The organism is Gilvimarinus polysaccharolyticus (genome assembly GCF_001187555.1).
In the GTDB taxonomy this organism is placed as follows: domain Bacteria; phylum Pseudomonadota; class Gammaproteobacteria; order Pseudomonadales; family Cellvibrionaceae; genus Gilvimarinus; species Gilvimarinus polysaccharolyticus.
This window is the reverse complement of sequence record NZ_LFIJ01000001.1, coordinates 300,475-319,661: the sequence shown is the minus strand read 5'-3', so window position 1 is coordinate 319,661 and position 19,187 is coordinate 300,475. Positions and strand designations below refer to the sequence as shown.

13 protein-coding genes are annotated in these 19,187 nt (G+C 47.6%); 5 read left to right on the top strand and 8 right to left on the bottom strand.

The annotated features are described in order from the left end of the window. The first annotated feature begins 225 nt into the window (after positions 1–225). Together GILYN3_RS01355 and GILYN3_RS01350 are read left to right on the top strand one after the other, a co-directional pair. Positions 226–1,065: a hypothetical protein gene (locus GILYN3_RS01355; RefSeq protein WP_049721188.1), complete on the top strand. Its 840-nt coding sequence runs from the start codon at positions 226–228 to the stop codon at positions 1,063–1,065. A 56-nt stretch (positions 1,066–1,121) separates the two neighbouring features. Beyond that, positions 1,122–4,241 carry a DUF7933 domain-containing protein gene (locus GILYN3_RS01350; protein ID WP_049721187.1) on the top strand — a complete coding sequence of 1,040 codons (3,120 nt, stop codon included), beginning with the start codon at positions 1,122–1,124 and terminating at the stop codon, positions 4,239–4,241. Between the two features lie 65 nt (positions 4,242–4,306). Here the strand turns inward: GILYN3_RS01350 and GILYN3_RS01345 are convergent, their stop codons facing one another. From GILYN3_RS01345 to rluD, 3 genes are all read right to left on the bottom strand, one after another. Then, positions 4,307–4,873 (bottom strand): lipid-binding SYLF domain-containing protein, encoded by a 567-nt coding sequence (locus tag GILYN3_RS01345; protein ID WP_049721186.1) that lies wholly within the window; start codon positions 4,871–4,873, stop codon positions 4,307–4,309. Positions 4,874–5,130: 257 nt separating this feature from the next. Further along, positions 5,131–5,949, bottom strand: coding sequence for a peptidoglycan editing factor PgeF (gene pgeF, locus GILYN3_RS01340; RefSeq protein WP_049721185.1), 819 nt, complete (start codon positions 5,947–5,949; stop codon positions 5,131–5,133). Beyond that, positions 5,942–6,895, bottom strand: a complete 954-nt coding sequence (gene rluD / locus GILYN3_RS01335) for a 23S rRNA pseudouridine(1911/1915/1917) synthase RluD (RefSeq protein WP_049721184.1) — start codon at positions 6,893–6,895, stop codon at positions 5,942–5,944. The genes pgeF and rluD overlap by 8 nt, the downstream gene beginning before the upstream one ends. A 271-nt stretch (positions 6,896–7,166) precedes the next feature. Here rluD and GILYN3_RS01325 point away from each other — a divergent pair, with 271 nt between their 5' ends. Next, positions 7,167–8,072 (top strand): outer membrane protein assembly factor BamD, encoded by a 906-nt coding sequence (locus GILYN3_RS01325; protein WP_198147256.1) that lies wholly within the window; start codon positions 7,167–7,169, stop codon positions 8,070–8,072. Between the two features lie 77 nt (positions 8,073–8,149). Here GILYN3_RS01325 and GILYN3_RS01320 read toward each other — a convergent pair whose 3' ends face one another. Next, complete coding sequence (locus GILYN3_RS01320) at positions 8,150–9,778, bottom strand: NAD+ synthase (protein WP_049721181.1); 1,629 nt, start codon at positions 9,776–9,778, stop codon at positions 8,150–8,152. Between the two features lie 146 nt (positions 9,779–9,924). Here GILYN3_RS01320 and GILYN3_RS01315 point away from each other — a divergent pair, with 146 nt between their 5' ends. Both GILYN3_RS01315 and GILYN3_RS01310 read left to right on the top strand, forming a co-directional pair. After that, positions 9,925–11,541, top strand: coding sequence for a sensor histidine kinase (locus GILYN3_RS01315; RefSeq protein ID WP_049722504.1), 1,617 nt, complete (start codon positions 9,925–9,927; stop codon positions 11,539–11,541). Next, a complete protein-coding gene (locus tag GILYN3_RS01310) occupies positions 11,538–12,920 on the top strand; it encodes a sigma-54-dependent transcriptional regulator (protein ID WP_049721180.1) in 1,383 nt (460 codons plus the stop codon). Before GILYN3_RS01315 ends, GILYN3_RS01310 begins: the two co-directional genes overlap by 4 nt. A gap of 60 nt (positions 12,921–12,980) precedes the next feature. Here the strand turns inward: GILYN3_RS01310 and GILYN3_RS01305 are convergent, their stop codons facing one another. Genes GILYN3_RS01305 through GILYN3_RS01290 form a run of 4 tightly spaced genes read right to left on the bottom strand, consistent with a single transcriptional unit; the run spans position 12,981 to position 19,181 of the window. Then, positions 12,981–13,376, bottom strand: coding sequence for a type IV pilin protein (locus tag GILYN3_RS01305; RefSeq protein WP_049721179.1), 396 nt, complete (start codon positions 13,374–13,376; stop codon positions 12,981–12,983). Positions 13,377–13,390: 14 nt separating this feature from the next. Next, a complete protein-coding gene (locus GILYN3_RS01300; protein ID WP_049721178.1) occupies positions 13,391–17,581 on the bottom strand; it encodes a pilus assembly protein in 4,191 nt (1,396 codons plus the stop codon). A 35-nt stretch (positions 17,582–17,616) separates the two neighbouring features. Beyond that, a complete protein-coding gene (locus tag GILYN3_RS01295) occupies positions 17,617–18,141 on the bottom strand; it encodes a pilus assembly PilX family protein (protein ID WP_049721177.1) in 525 nt (174 codons plus the stop codon). Positions 18,142–18,152: 11 nt separating this feature from the next. Then, complete coding sequence (locus GILYN3_RS01290) at positions 18,153–19,181, bottom strand: PilW family protein (RefSeq protein WP_049721176.1); 1,029 nt, start codon at positions 19,179–19,181, stop codon at positions 18,153–18,155. Positions 19,182–19,187: the final 6 nt, after the last annotated feature.

Sequence of the window (19,187 nt, the reverse complement as noted above, 5' to 3'; positions counted from 1 at the left end):
AACCCTGAACAGGTATAAAATGAACAAACGTTCACTTTATACCTGTTGCGACATAAGGTAAATAGCGCTTTAGCTTAAACTCCCCCGATTCACGTCTACGGCAGCCGATTACGCATCTGGTAAAGCTTATTATTAGAAATAGCCGCAATTTTTTTGTGATGCATACCACAAAAAGCGAGTAAACTGCACACCATTCAAACAAAAATTAACTCTTGGGGCTTCATCATGAATCGTTCACTCTTATTACTCGCATCTGCCATGTTATTCAGTACCACCGTATACGCCGATCAAGTCACGCTCGATGACGCGATCATCGATGGCAGCCTCTGTGTCGGGGTAGACTGTGTAAACGGGGAAGCCTTTAATTTTGACACAGTAAGAATTAAAGAAAACAACCTGCGAATTTTGTTTAACGATACAAGTGCCAGCGCCAGTTTCCCGTCGACCGATTGGCGCCTAATAGCCAACGACACCACCAACGGTGGTCGCAACCACTTCACCATTGAGAACGCCACCACATCCCAAGAAGTTTTTACCGTTATGGGCGGGGCTCCCGAATCATCGCTATTTATCGATAATTCCGGCGCCGTAGGTATCGGTACCAATGCGCCAGAGCAAACGCTTCATATAACCAGCGGTAACTCCCCCGCCATTCGACTTGAACAATCGACCGAACAAGGCTTCCCAGCCACCGTATGGGATATCATCGTCAACGAAGACGGCTTAAAGATTGCCATCGATAATACCGAAGTCGCCAGCATTGCCGCTAATGGCGATCTGACCGTCGCCGGTAGCGTTACCGCCAGCACCCCAGGCTCCACGTTTCCAGATTACGTGTTTGCCAGTGATTACCCGCTGATGCCATTAGCGCAATTGCAGCAATATTTGCATACCGAGCGCCATCTACCCGGCATACCCTCCGCTTCAGAAGTTGGCGCTAACGGCTTAAACATGACCGAATTTCAAGTCCAATTACTGCAAAAAGTAGAAGAGTTAACCCTCTACACTTTGCAGCAACAATCTCAAATCGACGCGCTAAAAGTGCAACTAGAAACGGCTAATTAATTAGCGTAGCTACACGCACCTCTATGTGTTCCGATCAATTTGAGATGAGCCACACTATGAAATTTTTTCACCGATTATTAGGCTTAGCCTTGGTCTGTGCGATGCCAAACGCCATTGCCGCCAATTTTAACCAAGATTTTTCCCCCGCGACTATTGGCCAGGGAGGTCTTAGCCGTCTAACCTTTACTGTTGAAAATACTGGTTTGACGCCCGAAACCAACTTAAACGTTACCAACACTCTGCCCGCCGGTATTTCAGTCGCCAATGTCAGCGATCTGCAAAACAGCTGTATGGGTCAAGCAAGCGCACCCAACGGAGGCAACACCATTAGCTTGAGCGGCGGTCGTTTAGGCGCTGGTAAGAGTTGTACTTTTAGCGCATTAGTTACTGGCTCGACCATTGGGAGTTTCACCAACACCAGCGGCGACTTAACCAGTAGCAGCGGTAACTCAGGCACGAGCAGTGACGATTTAACGATAGCAGCACAAGCCATTGTCTCGCTCACCGCCTCACCTAACACCCTCATCGCCGGCAGTCAGGCAACGCTCACCTATACGGTTGACAACAGTGCCGGCAGCAGCGCATTAGTGGGCCTAGACTTCTCGCATACACTACCTAAAGGGATAACGTTTGCCGCTAGTAATGAGTCCACAACTACCTGTGGCTACACTACAAAAACCCTTACCGCAGAGAAAGACGACTTCATCGTTAGACTAAACGGAATCGCAAACCCAGGTTTTGAAGTCGCAGCAGCGGGTGCGAGCTGTACCATCACCACCAAAGTGCAAGTGAATCAGCCAGGCACCTTTACACTAGTCAGCGCTCTAGCCAGCAACAACAACTATCCTTCTATCGAATTAGGATTTTCCGCAACGGGAATTACAAGCACCGCATCAAGTTTACACGCCCGACCAGCATTAATGCCCGACACTGTAACGCCCAGTAGCACCACAACCTTAGAATTATTACTGAGCAATACAAACCGTGAGTTTGCTGCCAACAATTTAACCTTAACTGTAGACTTGGAGTCGAGCCTTACCGGACTTATTGCAAATAACTTAGATGCCTCTGACTGTGGAGGATCGTTTACCGGCACACAAAGCCTCAACCTAAGCGGCGCGCAGTTAGCACCAGGAGGCAGCTGTACGCTAACAGCAACACTTAACACACCGGCCAATGCAACTGCAGGTGACTATCCACTGGTCATCAGCTCGCCGAGCGCCACGATCAACAGTGTAGTAAGTACGGCAACAGTAGCCTCTCGAAGCCTTACGATCAGTGATCGCTTGACGCTTAGCAAAACCTTCTCACCCACCACCACCGGCAGTGGAGGTTCGACAACTCTCACATTCACACTCACAAACCCAAGTCCGTCAGCAGGAGCTACGAACATCGAGTTTGACGAGTTTCTACCACAAGCCGTTTTTAGCTATCCCATCAACCTGCCAGCCAATGGCACGTGTGGCGGAGCATCGACATTCTCTTCACAGGTAGATAGCTATGGTAACAATTACTTACGTGCCACCAATTTGATTGTGGCCCCAAATTCTTCCTGTAGCTTTGATGTCGACATGGATATTTTACCTAATGTCGGTGATAACCACCTTTCAACTGGAAGCGATAACGCTACCTTTTCCCGTGATGGCGTGGACGGTCAAGCAATACGAATCGAGCCTAACACTCTCAATATTATCAGTGGTGTACATGCATCGATTACGCCCTCTAGCGATGTCGTCGCCCCCGGCGATAGCATTCAACTAACGTTTGATTTAGGCTCTGGAGCAGAGACCAGCCTTCCCGACCAAGACGTGCAGCATGCTTATAGCAATATTGGCTTTTCTCTAAGTCTTGATGCTGTCATGCCAGGCTTAACAGCTATCAATGTGCCATCCAGTGCGTGTAACGGATCGCTAACAGGTAGCAGTGTATTAATGTTGAGTGGTGCAACATTAGCTGGCAATGAAAGCTGCCGCTTTACTGTGGATGCCATTATCCCCAGCAACTCGCCCCCCGGAACCTATGCTTTTGGAGAAACCATAGTAACGGCCACATCGGCAAGTTATGCCACCGAAAGTCTGTTAACAGCCAGTGCTATAACGCTTCCGGGAATCAACACCGAGATCACCTTTCTCGATATGCCTTATGTAGCAAGCGACACCGCCACAGTGCAATTTACTCTGACGAATCCGAGCGGCAGCGAACCGCTGAGCAATATCAGCCTTTCACTGGATCTAAACACGTTACTACCGGGAATGACCGCCAGCCTCCCCGTCACGCCAGATCCAGCCTGCGGCATCGGCTCCAGCGTAAATATCATTAGTGGTAACCGCACAGTACAGTTAAGTAATGCGAGTCTTGCAGCAAACACCAGTTGCAGCTTTACCGTAAATACGACAGTTCCAGCATCCGCCACAGCACAGCTATACCACACCGCAAGTACCCCCGTGCAATACACTCTCACTGGAAGCACTTACTCAGACACTGGCGCACAAGTCTTGCTAAGCGTGTATCAACCTGGAATTGCGCGCGATCTAACCTTATCTAATGCTATCGAAACCGATCCCGATGGAGATGGACTCTTAACGGCCGATGAAGGGCCTCTTGGCGACGTCAACCAAGATGGAATTCTCGATGCAATCCAAGCCAATGTGGCGAGCATTATCAGCCCCGTTACTGGATTACCTGTCTCGCTGGTATTTGATGCTGGATGCACCCTTGATCGATTTACCATGGTCAGCGCCTCGAGCCTAGGTGGAAGCGATGCCCTCTATCCTGACGGTTTAGCAGACTTTGCGATAACTTGCGCAAGCTCTTCGATTGAGTTGCACCTACCCGGCGGACACATAAACCAAGCTACCCTTGTCAGTAAATACGGGCCTCAAGCGCCTAATTTTGCCGGCCCTGCAACTTGGTATACCCCTCCCGGCGTTACTATTAATAAGGCGGATGAATATATTCATTTTGCGTTGGTCGATGGTAGCCTAGGCGATAGCACTGATGTCGATGGCATGCTGGTCGACCCTATTGGCGTTGGTGGCGCAGCCGCTGGCGGCACGTCACTACCGATCAACAATCCTTGGGCACTTTTGTTAACCGCATTAGGCCTGTGCCTTATGACACTGCGCTACCGAGCACGCTTAGCCGTTAAAAAACGAAGACCTAATCGCGCCAATTAGTACCGACAAATAAAAAAGGCCGCATTTGCGGCCTTTTTTATTTGTCTTTAAAACAGCTATAAAGATTACTGTATCGGTTCATACGTGAATTTTTGACCAGCCAACGCCGCCTCAAACATAAAACCGCCCTTCGCATGAGTGAATACAGCTGTACCGGCATTGTATGTTGCCATTTGTTTGCCTGCCTTATCGGACACGCCTGACGCACCAGCGGCCATACCTGTAGTGCCTACTTTTGCATTGGCACTGGCCGTTATGGCAACGGCACTGGCTTGCGCGCCAAATTCGAATTCACCCTGAACAAAATGATCGTAACTGGATTTATTTTCAAAAAAGATAATCTCACTAAACACTTGACCACCCAACAAAAAACCAATCGTTAGCTGAGTCATACTAGTGCTTCCAGTCATTTGCCCATTACGAAACACTCGACCTTTACCGTGCGCTCCGCCTATGCCGATACCGCCTTTACCTATCGAGGGGAAAATAGCATAACCGTATGCTGTTTGAAAAAACTCCGCCACTTGCGGCGAAGACTTAAAAGTATCAACCGTTTCTTGGTACGGATTGGCATGCGTGGTTAAGCAAGTGAAAACAACACCTAACAACCCCAAGCGCAACAATAATTTCATGGTGGATCTCCAGATTAAAAAACAGACACAATACATAAATAAACTGTAAGCCACGTGCTCTTATTCACAGCTTTTGGTGTCGCACAAAGACAAGCGCCTTTAGCACAATGAGCTATACACGACGTAATGTACTTGATTGCCAATACCTATACGCTAAATAAAACACCGCTTTTGGTAAAATGACTTAAAACCTATACGACTTGTAGCAGGGTGAACGGGCTTCGACACCCGCTCCATATCTAAGCGACTTGGCTCGGCTAAGAGTCTGTCAACCAAACAAGGCTTGCCATACGGCCACTGGCTTGACCGTCACGGCGATACGAGTAAAAGCGAGTATTGGCATAAGTACACATACTGTCATTACTCACTCCCATGTTACCCGCTGCGCCACAATAAACAGAAGTCACGCCATTTTCAGATAATGCGGCACGCGCCAATTGTGGTAAATCTGCATAGAAGTGCATCGGCCGACTCCCCGGACGCATAGCGGCGGCAATCGCATCACTGTGCGCAACACTGCCGGCGGTATCAAAGAATGCCTCTAATACATCAACCCCCACCTCAAAGTGCTGGGCTGATATAGCAGGCCCCAACCACGCCATCAGCTGCTCTGGTGGGGCGTTAAAGCGCGCCAATGCACGCGGTACGATACCAGCGGCTAACGAGCGCCAGCCGGCGTGTACTGCCGCCACTTGGGTGCCTGCGCGATCACACAGTAAAATTGGCAAGCAATCGGCGGTTAACACGGCACACGGTAAGCCACGCTGTGTGGTAGTGGCGCCATCGGCGGTGCGCATCAGTCCATCAGCGACGGCGTCAACAACCTTAATGCCGTGCACTTGCTCTAGCCATTGGGGCTCTGCGCTTAATGCCAACTCGGTTTTTAATCTCTGCCGGTTAGTTGCCACAGCATTAGGGTTGTCGCCAACATGGGTGGCAAGGTTGAAGCTGGCGTAACCATCGCCGTTAGCCCCTCCTTCACTAACGCCACTTAGACGCGTTGTGGCGACGGCTCGCACGTTGGCTGGAGCGGGCCAATCGGGAACAATATAATGATTAGGTAGCAAATTACTCATCTCGATGATGCAGTGCGTACAGTAGTTGTGCCATATCATCCGGCAATGGTGCTTGCCACTGCATATATTCACCAGTGGCGGGATGATCCAACCCTAATTGAGCGGCATGCAATGCTTGCCGCGGAAAATCCTTAATGGTTGTGGCAAGTTCACGCGCTAACGTGTGCAGCTTACTAGGACGTTTACCATAAACCGGATCACCTAGTAACGGGTGACGGATATGCGCCATATGCACTCGAATCTGGTGAGTGCGGCCGGTTTCTAGTTTTAGCCGTAGATGCGTGTAGCCGCCCAAACGCGCCACTAGCCGATAATGAGTTACAGCCTCTTTACCGCCGTGGGCTACTACTGCCATTTGCTTGCGTAAACGTGGGTGCCTATTGATCGGCGCGTCGACTTTACCACCGCCGGTCATGTCACCACAGGCTAGCGCTTCATACTCGCGACTGACTGTGCGCGCCTGTAACTGCATCACTAGGTTGGCGTGGGCAGCAAGCGTTTTTGCCACTACCATTAACCCACTGGTGTCCTTATCCAGCCGGTGCACAATCCCCGCTCGGGGCAAGTTTGCTTGGGCTGGGCAGTAATGCAACAGTGCATTAACCAAGGTGCCGGTATAATTACCTGCAGCGGGGTGTACCACCATACCCGCAGCTTTATTCACCACCATCAGGCTCTCGTCCTCAAAGACGATATCAATCGGTATATTCTCAGGGCCCCACTCACCCTCGGGGGTAAGCTCAGCTTTAAGCTTAAGTTGCTCGCCACCTATTAACTTGTGACGCGGACGCACTTGGCGATCATCTAACGTCAATTGCCCCGCGATAATCCAACTTTGCAGACGTGCCCTCGAATAATCAGGGAACAAGGCTGCAGCTGCTTGGTCTAAGCGCAGCCCCTGCATTTGTACAGAGATAGTGGCGCTGTGTTCTATGGTTTCGGTCATTCCCAACCTGGCTCCCAGTTTTACGGATTTTGTCGTACCCTGCCCACTTTGGCTTGGCGCTCGACTGTGTTTAAATAGCGGGCTTGGCGACTGTATAAAAACGATCAGCTTAACCCAAGAACAACGAACTTGGCCAAAGTGCGTACTTATTTACTATGAATTGCGCTTTTTCGCTCACTTTGTTCTATTTGGCTTTTGCTTAGAATGTTTTAAAACAACCCTTTTGCGCCCAATGACGCTGCGATGATAACGAATTATGAGTTGTAACCCTATGCGAGCCCTAGTTTTTTTAATCACCGGTCTTTTTTTGGTCCTGCTTAGCGCGTGTTCTACTACCGAGCAACAGCAAGATGTTACCTCAGAGTCCGAACTGCATGAATCGGCTCAAACACATCTCGATCGCTCTCGCTGGGAGAACGCTATTCGTTCTTTACAACTGCTAGAAGAGCACTTCCCTTTTGGCAAATATGCCGAGCAAGCTCAACTTGAGCTTATTTATGCCTATTACAGCTCCGGCGATCCTGACGCGGCAACAGCATCCGCAGATCGGTTTATTCGCCTGCACCCGCAACACCGCAATGTCGACTACGCCTACTATATGAAAGGCCTAGCAGCGTACAGTAAAGATGAAAGCTTTTTGGCCAAAATCATCCCGTTAGATCAGACCCAGCGCGACCCTGGCGCCGCCCGTGAATCGTTGGATTACTTCACCCAACTGCTTAATCGTTACCCCGACAGCTCTTACGCCACCGACGCCAAAAAGCGTATGCTGTATTTACGCAACCGATTAGCGCGCTACGAGATTCATGTCGCCAACTACTACTTTAAACGCGGCGCTTATCTTGCATCAGTAAACCGCGGTAAATACGTCTTAGAAAACTTCCAAGAAACACCGGCTGTGCCTGATGCGCTGGCAGTAATGGTACAAGGTTACCACCTATTAGAGATGGACGAGCTGGCCGATCGCACACTGGCAGTTTTACGCTTAAACTACGCCGATCACCCAGCTTTTAATAAGCAAGGTGAGTTTGATTTTCAGCACGGCGATGTCAGCGGCGAGCGCTCTTGGCTCAGCACCATCACCTTTGGTTTATTTGATAAGCGGGACCCACGTGGCTTTGACTCGCGCCGAGTATACGACGCCCAATACCAAGACGCCCCTCGCGCCATTCAATAACACCTAGAAAACACTATTAAAAAGGCGCTGCAGTAGCAGCGCCTTTTTTATATAAGCCTTGGGAGTGCTTAATTAGGTTACTCTCCAGCTTGCCAGCCCGAGGTAATCGGGTAACGCCTGTCTCGACCAAAGCCACGCTGACTAATACGCACACCGATAGGGGCTTGACGTCGTTTGTGCTCATTAATATCTACCAACCGCACTACTCGCATCACATCCTCACGACTAAAACCTTCACGAATGATTTGTTCGGCGCTGTAATCTAACTCGACATATAAGGCCAGAATCGGATCTAACACTTCGTAGGGTGGCAGCGAATCTTGATCTGTTTGATCGGGTGCAAGCTCCGCCGAGGGCGGCCGGACAATCACCGAGTTTGGAATCACTTCTTCGATACGATTACGATACTTAGCCAAGCTGAACACTAAGGTTTTGGGTACATCTTTTAGTACGTCAAAACCACCGGCCATATCACCATACAGCGTTGAATAACCCACCGCCAGCTCACTTTTATTGCCTGTGGTTAATACCAAACTGCCTTTTTTGTTGGATATAGCCATAAGCACAACGCCACGACAGCGGGCCTGTAAGTTCTGCTCGGTAGTGTCAACAGAAGTGCCGGCAAACTCATCGGCGAGCGCTGTCATAAAAGCTTCGTACATCGGCTCGATACTTATGGATTGGTAGCGCACTCCCATGCGCTCAGCTTGGTCAGCTGCATCAGTTTTACTTAACTCCGACGTGTAACGGAACGGCATCATTACCGCCTCGACGTTTGCAGCGCCCAAAGCATCGGCCGCAATCGCCAGAGTCAGTGCAGAATCGATACCGCCAGACAACCCGAGCAGTACACCTTTAAAGTGATTTTTTTGGACGTAATCGCGCAGCCCAGTCACCAAAGCCTGATACACAGAGGCCAATTCTAGCGGCTCAGGGGCAAGAGATTGCGGCACGAGCTGTAAACCATTAGCCTCGCGTACGATACTTACGGGCAACAATGCGGGCTCAAAGACCAACGCCTTAGCGCACACTTCCCCAGCTTGATTGACGGCTAACGAGCCGCCATCAAACACAAGCTCATCTTGGCCGCCCACCATATTGGTGTAAATAATAGGCATCTGGCCATCGCGACTACGGTTTGCCAGCAGTTGTTCACGCTCGCTCGCTTTGCCTTTATGAAAGGGCGAGGCATTAAGATTCAGCATCAGTGCCGCACCTGCGTCTCGCGCCTGAATCATTGGCTCGCTTTGCCAAATATCTTCACAAATTGTCAGTGCCGTGGGGATCCCTTTCAGGTCAAAAACACACGCTTTGTCGCCCGGCACAAAATAACGTACCTCATCAAACACTTGATAGTTAGGTAAGTGCTGCTTAGCATATTCAGCTACTAACTGGCCATTCGCTATAACCCCTGCCATATTAAGCAGCTCCCCAGCCACCTTGCGCGGGTAACCCACAATAAGAGTGATTGGCAGCGCAGCCTCTATTAATACTTTAAGCGCGTGCTCAATACGCACTTGCAGCGACGGGCGCAACAATAGATCTTCGGGCGGGTAACCCGTTAGGGTTAACTCAGGAAACAATATGGCGTCTGCGTCATATTGTGTGAGTGCGCGTCGCGCTTCGCTTAACACCAAATTAGTGTTGCCGGGGATATCACCGACCAGCGTATTGATTTGCGCCATACACACGACGACTTTGCTCATGCTCTTTCCTCTTTACAACGCCCCTACATTGGGTTTCATATTGTCCAATAAAGGCCGCCATTAAGCAAAGAGCAGGCAATGCTGTACAATAGCTGATTCGGTATTTGCGATATCAAAACCATTATGTTTAGCCAAAAATGATGCCCATGAAAGCCACTGATAAAATCATAGAGCCAAGCTACGACCCAAGTTACGACCCATACCAGCTATTACGGGTATATACCTATTACCGAGTATTGTTAGGCAGCTTATTATTATTAATTTACAAAAGTAACCTAGTAAGTAATGTACTGGGAATCGATAGCGCTCCTTTGTTTGTATATACAACTTGGGCGTACACCACGATTAGCCTAACCACATTAATTTTCTTATGGTGTAACAAAAGCGCCCCCACCTTACAACAACGATTATTTGCCATTGTTAGCGATATTGTCGGCATCACACTTATTATGTTTGCCAGTGGTGGCGCCACCAGCGGTTTAGGATACTTATTAATTGTGAGCGTTGCTGCTGCAGGTATGTTAATGCCAGCACAACTTGCTGTTTTTATCGCAGCGTTAGCCACCATTGCACTTATTGGCGAGAGTATTGTTCATCACTCAGTTTCGGGAATAGACTCAAAAGCACTGTTTATAGCCGGCTCGCTTGGTGCTATGATTTTTATCACAGCACTACTATTTCAATATTTAACCCGTAAAATTAAAGCCAGTACCGAGGAGTTAGCTGCTCACAGCAAACATATTGCTCACCTGCAAAAACTGGCCCGACTGATTGTCGAAAGAATGCGCACAGGCATTGTCGTGTTAAACAAAAACGACGACATTGAGCTTATTAATGATGCAGCGCAAAGACTTTTAAGTTTAAAAAAATCAGACGATTTGAGCTTATCACTAACGCAAATGCCCACACTAAAACATCAACTAGACCAGTGGCGTAAAGGTCAAGCTCAAGGCTCAGAAGTCGTTAAAAACAATACCGACCCAGGCAGTGAATTACGCATTAGCCTAGCCAACCTAGAACTTGGAAAGACTGAAGAGACACTAGCCTTTATCGAAGACAATCGTGCCATTGTACAACAAGCTCAACAACTTAAACTGGCATCACTTGGGCGACTTACTGCCAGTATCGCTCATGAAATACGCAACCCTTTAGGTGCCATTAGTCATGCCAGTCAATTACTTAGCGAGTCACCCAACATAGCCGATGCCGACCAACGTTTACTTGAGATTATCAGCAATCACACCAAACGTGTAAACCAAATTATCGAAAACATACTGCACGTTTCACGGCGTAATATGGCGACCCCTTCCATGCTTGAACTTGGCACTTGGGCCAGAAAATTCATCGATGAATACACCCGGTCCAACGACAGTGATATTGCTTTAAAACTTAATTCAGAACCTGTATATGCAACCTTCGACTCATGTCATTTACATCAAATCCTGACCAACCTAGTTGATAATGCATTACGCTATACACCGACCGACTGTGCCGAGCCCGTTATTTTAGAAATAGGGGTAGAGAGCGGACGACAAACCCCTTATATTAAGATTATAGACAAAGGTCCGGGCATCGCCCCAGCCAACCAAAAACATGTATTTGAGCCTTTTTTTACCACTGAAAATACCGGATCAGGCCTAGGGTTATTTATTTGCCAAGAACTTTGCGAAGCCAACCAAGCTATTCTTTTTTATCAGTGTAACGATAATGAGCCAAGTTGTTTTACTCTGCAAATGGCACATCCAGATAAGGCGCAGCAATGAGTGTAAAAACCGCATTAGTCATCGACGACGAACCTGACATTCGTGAACTGCTAGAAATCACTCTAGGGCGAATGCAAATCAACACTCGCAGCGTCGCCACTATCCGTGAAGCAAAGGCTTTATTAACCAAACACGAATTTTCATTTTGTTTGACCGACATGAGGCTGCCCGACGGTAACGGCTTAGAGATTGTCGAGTATATTCAACAACACCAACCGCGGATGCCAGTTGCCGTAATTACTGCCCACGGCAACATCGATATTGCAATTGAATCGATGAAAGCTGGCGCCTTTGATTTTATTTCTAAACCGGTAGATCTCGCCATTTTACGAAAACTGGTAAACACCGCAATTAAATCCGGCAACTTACCCAGCAACACCAATAACAAAAGCACTTTACTTACTGGAGAATCACCGTCAATTACTCGTCTAAGCGCTAGCATTCAAAAACTAGCGCGTTCACAAGCACCTGTGTACATTAGCGGCGAATCTGGCTCAGGAAAAGAATTAACAGCACGCTCAATTCATAATTTAGGACCGCGTGCAAGCGCGCCTTTTATCGCAGTGAACTGCGGCGCCATTCCGCGCGAATTACTCGAAAGTGAATTGTTTGGTCATATTAAAGGTAGCTTTACTGGCGCCAACCAAGACAAACTTGGTTTATTTCAAGCAGCTGAAGGCGGAACTTTATTTTTTGACGAGGTGGCCGACTTGCCGCTAGATATGCAAGTAAAGTTACTGCGCGCAATCCAAGAAAAAGTGGTGCGTCCGGTGGGTGCAACTGGTGAGATTAAAACCGATGTACGTATTCTTTGCGCCACCCATAAGAATCTTGAACAAGAGGTTATACAAGGCAACTTTCGCCAAGATTTATTTTATCGACTTAACGTTATTCAGCTGGCCGTTCCTGCTCTACGCGAGCGTCAAGAAGACATTCCCGCACTTGCAGAACGCTTACTTAAAAAAATCGCTCACTCCGTAGGCCAAGAGCCTCTCGCTCTATCCAGCAAGGCATTAACCACCCTTACAGCTTACTCGTTTCCAGGTAATGTTCGCGAACTAGAAAATATTTTAGAGCGTGCCTTTACTTTATGTGAAAATGACCTCATTGATGAGCCTGACTTACAATTACCGATTACAATATCAAAAGTTACCGGCAACCAAAGTTCTTCAACAGTCAAAAACGGCCCAACCCTCAATCACTTTCAACGGTGTTTAGAGCACGATTCCCTAGATGAATATCTAGAAGAAATTGAAAAAGAAGTGTTATGTAGCGCCCTAGAATCCAGCCGCTGGAACAAAACCCAAGCGGCAAAAAAATTAGGAGTAAGTTTTAGGTCATTGCGATACCGACTACAAAAACTGGGACTGGATGAATAACAAAGCCCGTACATGACGGGCTTTGTTATTAAGCTGTGTTATTACTGAAAAAGCTTTACCTTACCAGCAACGCCCCTCCGAATCAGGTGAAGCACTTTTTTGCCCCAAATTATTCAAAGTCAAACTAGCACAGTCGGAATCACCAGTTTGCGGGGTCTTAGCCGGTGTTGCCGTTGCAGTATAACCCGCACCCGCATCAGTCAGAGCCACCACAATAGTATAAAAGTCTTCATCTGAAGTTCGAGTACCAATAGACGGGCAGCCGGTATAACTGTTATTCAACGTATAGCAACGCTGCATTTGATGCGCCACATTAGTTAGTGAGGTCGTAGCGTCAGCACGGTTAGCCCTACGAATATTATCCAAATAAGAGGGCACAGCGATAACAGCGATAATACCTATAATTGCCACTACAATCATCACTTCAATTAATGTAAAACCTTTTTCTTTTTTCATATTACAATCCTGTGCTATTGAATTTGTCGCCAAGACTGACGGCCTTCAACTACATCTGGCTCGCCGGTGCATATATAGCCTACGGAACCGTCACTGTTTTGCTGAATAATAAATGCACCACCGCCACAGGGTAGTCCTTTATCTTTTGGTGGAGTCAATTTAACCAGCGTGTCTGTTTCACAACCATCCCCAGTGCAAACACCTGGCTCATGTGGTTCACTAGGATCACTTGGAGGTTCAGCGAAAGGCGAATACCCTGGGTACAACTGACCAACACCAATAAGTGCCATAATCCAACTGTTACCACCATAATCACAAGGGTTTTCCGTGGGAACCGTTGTAGGAAAGATTAGCCTATCAAAAGACAATATGGGCTTATCAACCACACGCTCACCGATGACGGTATCAAAATCCAAAACCCAGCCAGCGTGTGTATCCCAGTCAATTTCATCTCCGAACTGCCCATCACCTTGATAAACGGTACGACTCCCTCCGCTTTGAGACGTAATCTCCTTTTCAAACAAATCACCTCGACTTACCGCTGCACCGGTATCAGCGACGCCGTAAAAGCTTTGCAGTTTAGTGTTATTCAAATCTCCGACTGTAAGATAACTGCCAGTACCGAAATATACCATCGTACCTACTTGTCCATTGCTGGACTTACGGTAAGGATTAATGCCCAATACTGGCGCTGCGGTAATTGGCTGTGCATTTCCACTATTATCGCGAGCTTCAAACAAGGTGTAATCAAGCGTTTTACTCTGCAAATCAAATTTATACATATTTCCTTGCAAGTCACCGGCATAAGCGTAACGAGACAAGAAGCCACCACCGACAGAGATTGACGGCTCACTCAAGCCATTATCTCCGACATTACCTGTTGGAATATAAGTAGGCACATAATTGCCGTCCAGTGGAATAACAACCAATTGGGCCTCTCCTCCTTGACTGTTATAACCATTGCCTAGAATGATCGCCCAACTACCGTCCGGCATTGGCGCGATAATCGGCGTACCAGTCACATTACCAATATTCGGCGCATTGCTTTCATTGTACTCAAACAACACTTTGGTCGCATCCAAACCGCTCTCTGGGTTAGTGACATCCAGCGCAAACACTCCCTTGCCACCTGCCCCCAGAGTCCCCACAAGTATTGTCTTCCAGCTACCGTTAATATAAGCATCACCGACAAATACTTGTCCATCAACCGAAAACTGATGTGGATTAAATACCGAACCATAATCACTACCTGTGCGCGCAACTAGCTGCTCGTAAACAGTCGATGGTATATAAGCAAACCTCTCCACACCTGTTTCAGCATTAAAGGCATGTAACATACCATCATTGGCACCAACGTAAATCATTTTATCTCGACTTGCTTTAGTGCCCTCAACAAACGTGGAATAATGATCTGCGCCACTGGCCTGTGAGCGATCGAACCCATAATTCTCGGCGCCAGCGAACGCAGGGTTAGAGCTTACAATGTCACCGAGCACTTCATCCGCGTCACGATCTTTAAGCCCCACGACCTCGACGCCACGCACCCACTGTAATCGCTCTTGCCCTTGACCGTCGTCACTATTTAAAATGCTACGTTGCGCGCCAGAGAGATTACTCCAAACAAATTCAACAGCTGAGTTACCGTCATGCGTCCAAATTTCACGAGCATTAGCAGCCGGCATACTGTTGGCCGCCGACCATATAGATGAACCTAACGCCACCTCACCGATATTGGCTGCGATTAAATCGCCACTCCAGCTTTCAGTGTTAAAAGTTGCCTGGTAGGCAACCGCATCAGAACCTAAGCGCGTCGAATTAGTCGCTACGGCACTAGCCGAACCGGCCCCTTCCGCGATAGTGTCAAAAGCATCCTTTAACGCTTCCTCTAACTTACGCGGATTGGTCGCAAAAAAGTAGGTTGAGGGGTCACCTGTCGGCGTATCAACCACATTACCCGCTTCATCTTCCGTTTCAAAGCCACCCCATTTAGCCGCATAATAAAGCGGTTGCTCTAATGCAGAGGCCGACGTAGCACCAATCTCAAAAGTTTGCTCTGAGGCATCATTATCCCTCACGCAATTGTTACAAGCCAAAGCAGCGGTGTACTCATTAGAGAAAGAAAAGTTATTAATACCACTGTGCACATGGAATCCATCCATTGTAGTGCCGCCGATCACATACCCAAACCCCATTGAGTTAGGTGTTGATTGAGCGATAACATCAGTCGTCACCTTTACTTCAGTTGAGCTTACTTCGTATGACAATATACCCCACATATCTTGGTCAAAATCACCACCTTGTTCACTATCTTCCCAGTTAACATAAAGTTTACCGGTATGGGTGGTTCCGACATGATTTTGCTCTACAATTTTAAAATCAACAATCGCACAATTACCATCCGGGTTTGGCTGTCTATTACGACAGGCAGGCTGTATTGAGATTGTGTTTGCAGCGCTACCAGGAACAGGGATCTTAACCAAGGGCACCGCGGGCGCTAATGCCACACCAAAAGTCTGTACTGTCTCACGATTATCGGCGATGCCGTTAAGGTTCGCGTGATAGGCCAAACCAGCAATCTGATAACTCCCCTCTAATCGTGGAGCATCAGGGCAAGTTCCCAAAACAGCTGATAATTTGCTAACAGTTTTAGCCGTACAAAGCTGATTAGTGTCTGAGGCCGTTTCACCAACATAGCGACTGGTGCTGTGTATCCCTTCTGCGGCACCAACTATATCAGTTAAGGCATTTAACGATTTACCTCCAGCAATACCTGTAAAGCCACCGAGCTCATCGCCATCGTAAGAGCTGGTCGATGCGTTAAATTGAATGACACTTAGCGGCGCGCAGTAATTGTTATTACCAATAGGATCATCCCACCCCGCCGTCTTTAATCCGCTAATAATAGTGCTATCATCCGCCGAGAAATTTGGCGTCAAACCAGCTAAGTAACGCAATGACTCAAGGTACATCTCTGACTGAGGGTTTCCCCAGTTAGTACAATTTCCGTTACTGAAGGATGACAAACCAAAAGCACAGGAATCCGCACTATTATAAAGACCTTGATTATAATCATAACGTGCAATACGAAGCTTATCGAGTGTTTCAATAATACTTTCGCCATTTGCAGGAGTAAGAAATCGTCCGTTCGCGTCTACTTCATCAGACATAGAGCCGACATTTTTACGCAGGACTCCGCCAGATTTATTTTGCTTATATGAGCCGGTTAACAACCCAAACAAAATAGAATCATCCTCGCCATAGGTTTGCAGCAAGCCCGCTGGCTTCAAGCTAGCGCCGGCATACGCTTTACAATTTTCGTTATTATCTATATCAACGTGTGCGGCATTACAGACCTCGACACGGACAACATAATCAGCCGCCGCCGCTGGAGAGCTCGAATATGCATAAATTCCAGACTTGCTGGAGTCATTATCGTTCTTCCCGTTTGAGCCACTTACATCACCAGATAAACGGCACTGCCAACGCTCATTACTTGCCCACAACGAATAATTACCCGAGGCCACACGCATAATAGGCGGTGCGGTTACATTCTGGGAATGGACGTTACGATTTGATGGGTTAGTGGTATTACAAATTGTCACACCACTTGCCTTTGAGTTAGCTGGACCATGCGTAGCACCGGGGACTAATTTAAATACATCAGATCCGTTATAATATTTCGCAAATGAGTGCGCATCCTGCGGCAAAAATGCTCGTTCTAGTATAGTCTCGTTCACTTTATCAGTAGAGCGCATACCGCCGTACAAAATCTTCCGCACAGTATCGATCCGAGTCATAGTCGCCCAGTTTAAAAAATTACCACTCCACTCACCAGAGCAATAATGGTTGCTGGCCGCACTGCTAGGCCGAAACGCCCCGCCGCTATGCTTATAACATTTATTACTATCAAAATAGCCGTAGTAATCGTAGCTATTTTTATAAGTTGTTTCGGGGGCCGGATCACCACCCACATCTTCTGAGTCTAAATCCGAATAATCATCATAAGCCTTAAAGTACAGCTGATGATCGTTGGACATATTCAGCATAACAATAGGGGCAACCGGACGCGCCAAAAATAACGGCGATTGCGCTAGATTTATAGCGTGTACAGAGTGGACACTTCCAAGCGTTAGCACTATCGTTGCGATTGCAGCAACCACACGCACTGGCTGCCTAAGAAAAATAGTCAATTTTGTTCTGTTCATGGTTTTACTCCGTGTTGCTCATGCAAACAGATTGCTTAATTGCGGTAAGAAGACTGCAAAATTACATTCGCATCAGTTGAACCACCAGTGGAACGTGCGGTAACTCGATAACGCACTTCCATACCCTTATTGAGCATACTTGACAAATCAACAGGGTTGCCATCAAGGCCACTCGAGTAGAACCTGACCTCCTCCACCAAGTATTTTGGCCGTTCTTTAACGTGGTCGATATGGTTAGAATAATCTGCGGCTAACGCCGACCAATTGTTCTCATAATCCAACCAAAAAGCTGTGCTTGATTGATTAAGCGATTCTTTAAATCCCTGACTACTACCAATGGGCGGGGCTGGCACTTCAAGTTGAACCTCTGCCTCACGTAAAGCCGCCTCGGATGCTTGGAATGCTAATTGACGGTCGCGCATATTACCGGCCATTTGCTCTTGTAATCCGCTTCCACGAATAGCCGAAAGACCAAGGACAGTCATGACAAGCACCATTATCAAACCTACAATTAAAGTGACCCCTGCCTGGCCTGCCCGATTAATGACTTGGCAATTCATAATTTCTCCTTTTAAGGCAACTTACTTCTGATGCCTACCGTGGTAGTAAACACTTTGCGAATTCGATTATCCGCAGCGGTAATTTCTGCGCCTCCGAACTCGTACGTCTGCTCTTCGCTGGCGACCCCATCATTTGGAGTCTGAACCAACACCTCAATTTGCGCGGCCACAGCATCCATCCAATTAGCAACGGCCCCATGTGCTACATAGTTATCGGCTGCTCGATCCGCATTGCCATCCACACCAATCAACACATTAAAATCTTCTACTCCACGCAACAGCTCAAAAGCCGGATTACTGCCTATTTTTTGATATAACCCAACTTCACCATCTGCGTCTTCTGCAACGTAGTACACCACAGTATTAATTTTGAAGACCTCAGCCCCCACATCAAAGGTTTCAACCAAATTATCTGGATTCCCACCCCAATTGGTACGAGCGTTGCCAGGGTCAGCCCCTGCCGCATGCCCAAGCTCCACCTGCACACCTTGCTCACTCACACTGGTAGCCTGAAACACCATTGCTTTATCGCAGTCAGCTACGACCACAATGTCATTTTCACAAATACCACTAGGACAACTTTGGTTGGCAGGAGGTATCAAGTCCACGAATACACTACTAGATGTATTTGCTTGACTGACTGACGCCGAGGCTTCGTTAGCCGTATAAGCTACCAGCACCTGGGTACCAGCTTTGGGCCCAGGAACAAGAGGAATTGTTGCTGGCGGAGCAGAAGCATCATATACCTGTAAAGGAGTACCAAATTCAAAATTATTACTGAATGCATGGCCATTATTTAATGTTGAGTTGATATTCCAATCAGTCAGGTACGCACACCCCATGTAACCCGCTTGACGTAAATCTCTACTCATAAATTCGACCGCTAGACGACCGGTCTCCTGCAGCCGAGACATCCCCTGCTGGGTGTTAAATACCTCTTTACTAGAAAGAAACAACTGCACGATACCCGTCATCAACATTAAACCAATAGCGATGGATATCATTAATTCGACCAGCGATAAACCCTTTTGGCGATTCATATTCAC

Coding starts and splice junctions, on each gene's coding strand:
- GILYN3_RS01345 (WP_049721186.1), bottom strand. CDS start 4,873: ATGAAATTATTGTTGCGCTTGGGGTTGTTAGGTGTTGTTTTCACTTGC.
- pgeF (WP_049721185.1), bottom strand. CDS start 5,949: ATGAGTAATTTGCTACCTAATCATTATATTGTTCCCGATTGGCCCGCT.
- GILYN3_RS01355 (WP_049721188.1), top strand. CDS start 226: ATGAATCGTTCACTCTTATTACTCGCATCTGCCATGTTATTCAGTACC.
- GILYN3_RS01295 (WP_049721177.1), bottom strand. CDS start 18,141: ATGAATTGCCAAGTCATTAATCGGGCAGGCCAGGCAGGGGTCACTTTA.
- GILYN3_RS01325 (WP_198147256.1), top strand. CDS start 7,167: ATGCGAGCCCTAGTTTTTTTAATCACCGGTCTTTTTTTGGTCCTGCTT.
- GILYN3_RS01290 (WP_049721176.1), bottom strand. CDS start 19,181: ATGAATCGCCAAAAGGGTTTATCGCTGGTCGAATTAATGATATCCATC.
- GILYN3_RS01305 (WP_049721179.1), bottom strand. CDS start 13,376: ATGAAAAAAGAAAAAGGTTTTACATTAATTGAAGTGATGATTGTAGTG.
- rluD (WP_049721184.1), bottom strand. CDS start 6,895: ATGACCGAAACCATAGAACACAGCGCCACTATCTCTGTACAAATGCAG.
- GILYN3_RS01315 (WP_049722504.1), top strand. CDS start 9,925: ATGAAAGCCACTGATAAAATCATAGAGCCAAGCTACGACCCAAGTTAC.
- GILYN3_RS01350 (WP_049721187.1), top strand. CDS start 1,122: ATGAAATTTTTTCACCGATTATTAGGCTTAGCCTTGGTCTGTGCGATG.
- GILYN3_RS01310 (WP_049721180.1), top strand. CDS start 11,538: ATGAGTGTAAAAACCGCATTAGTCATCGACGACGAACCTGACATTCGT.
- GILYN3_RS01320 (WP_049721181.1), bottom strand. CDS start 9,778: ATGAGCAAAGTCGTCGTGTGTATGGCGCAAATCAATACGCTGGTCGGT.
- GILYN3_RS01300 (WP_049721178.1), bottom strand. CDS start 17,581: ATGAACAGAACAAAATTGACTATTTTTCTTAGGCAGCCAGTGCGTGTG.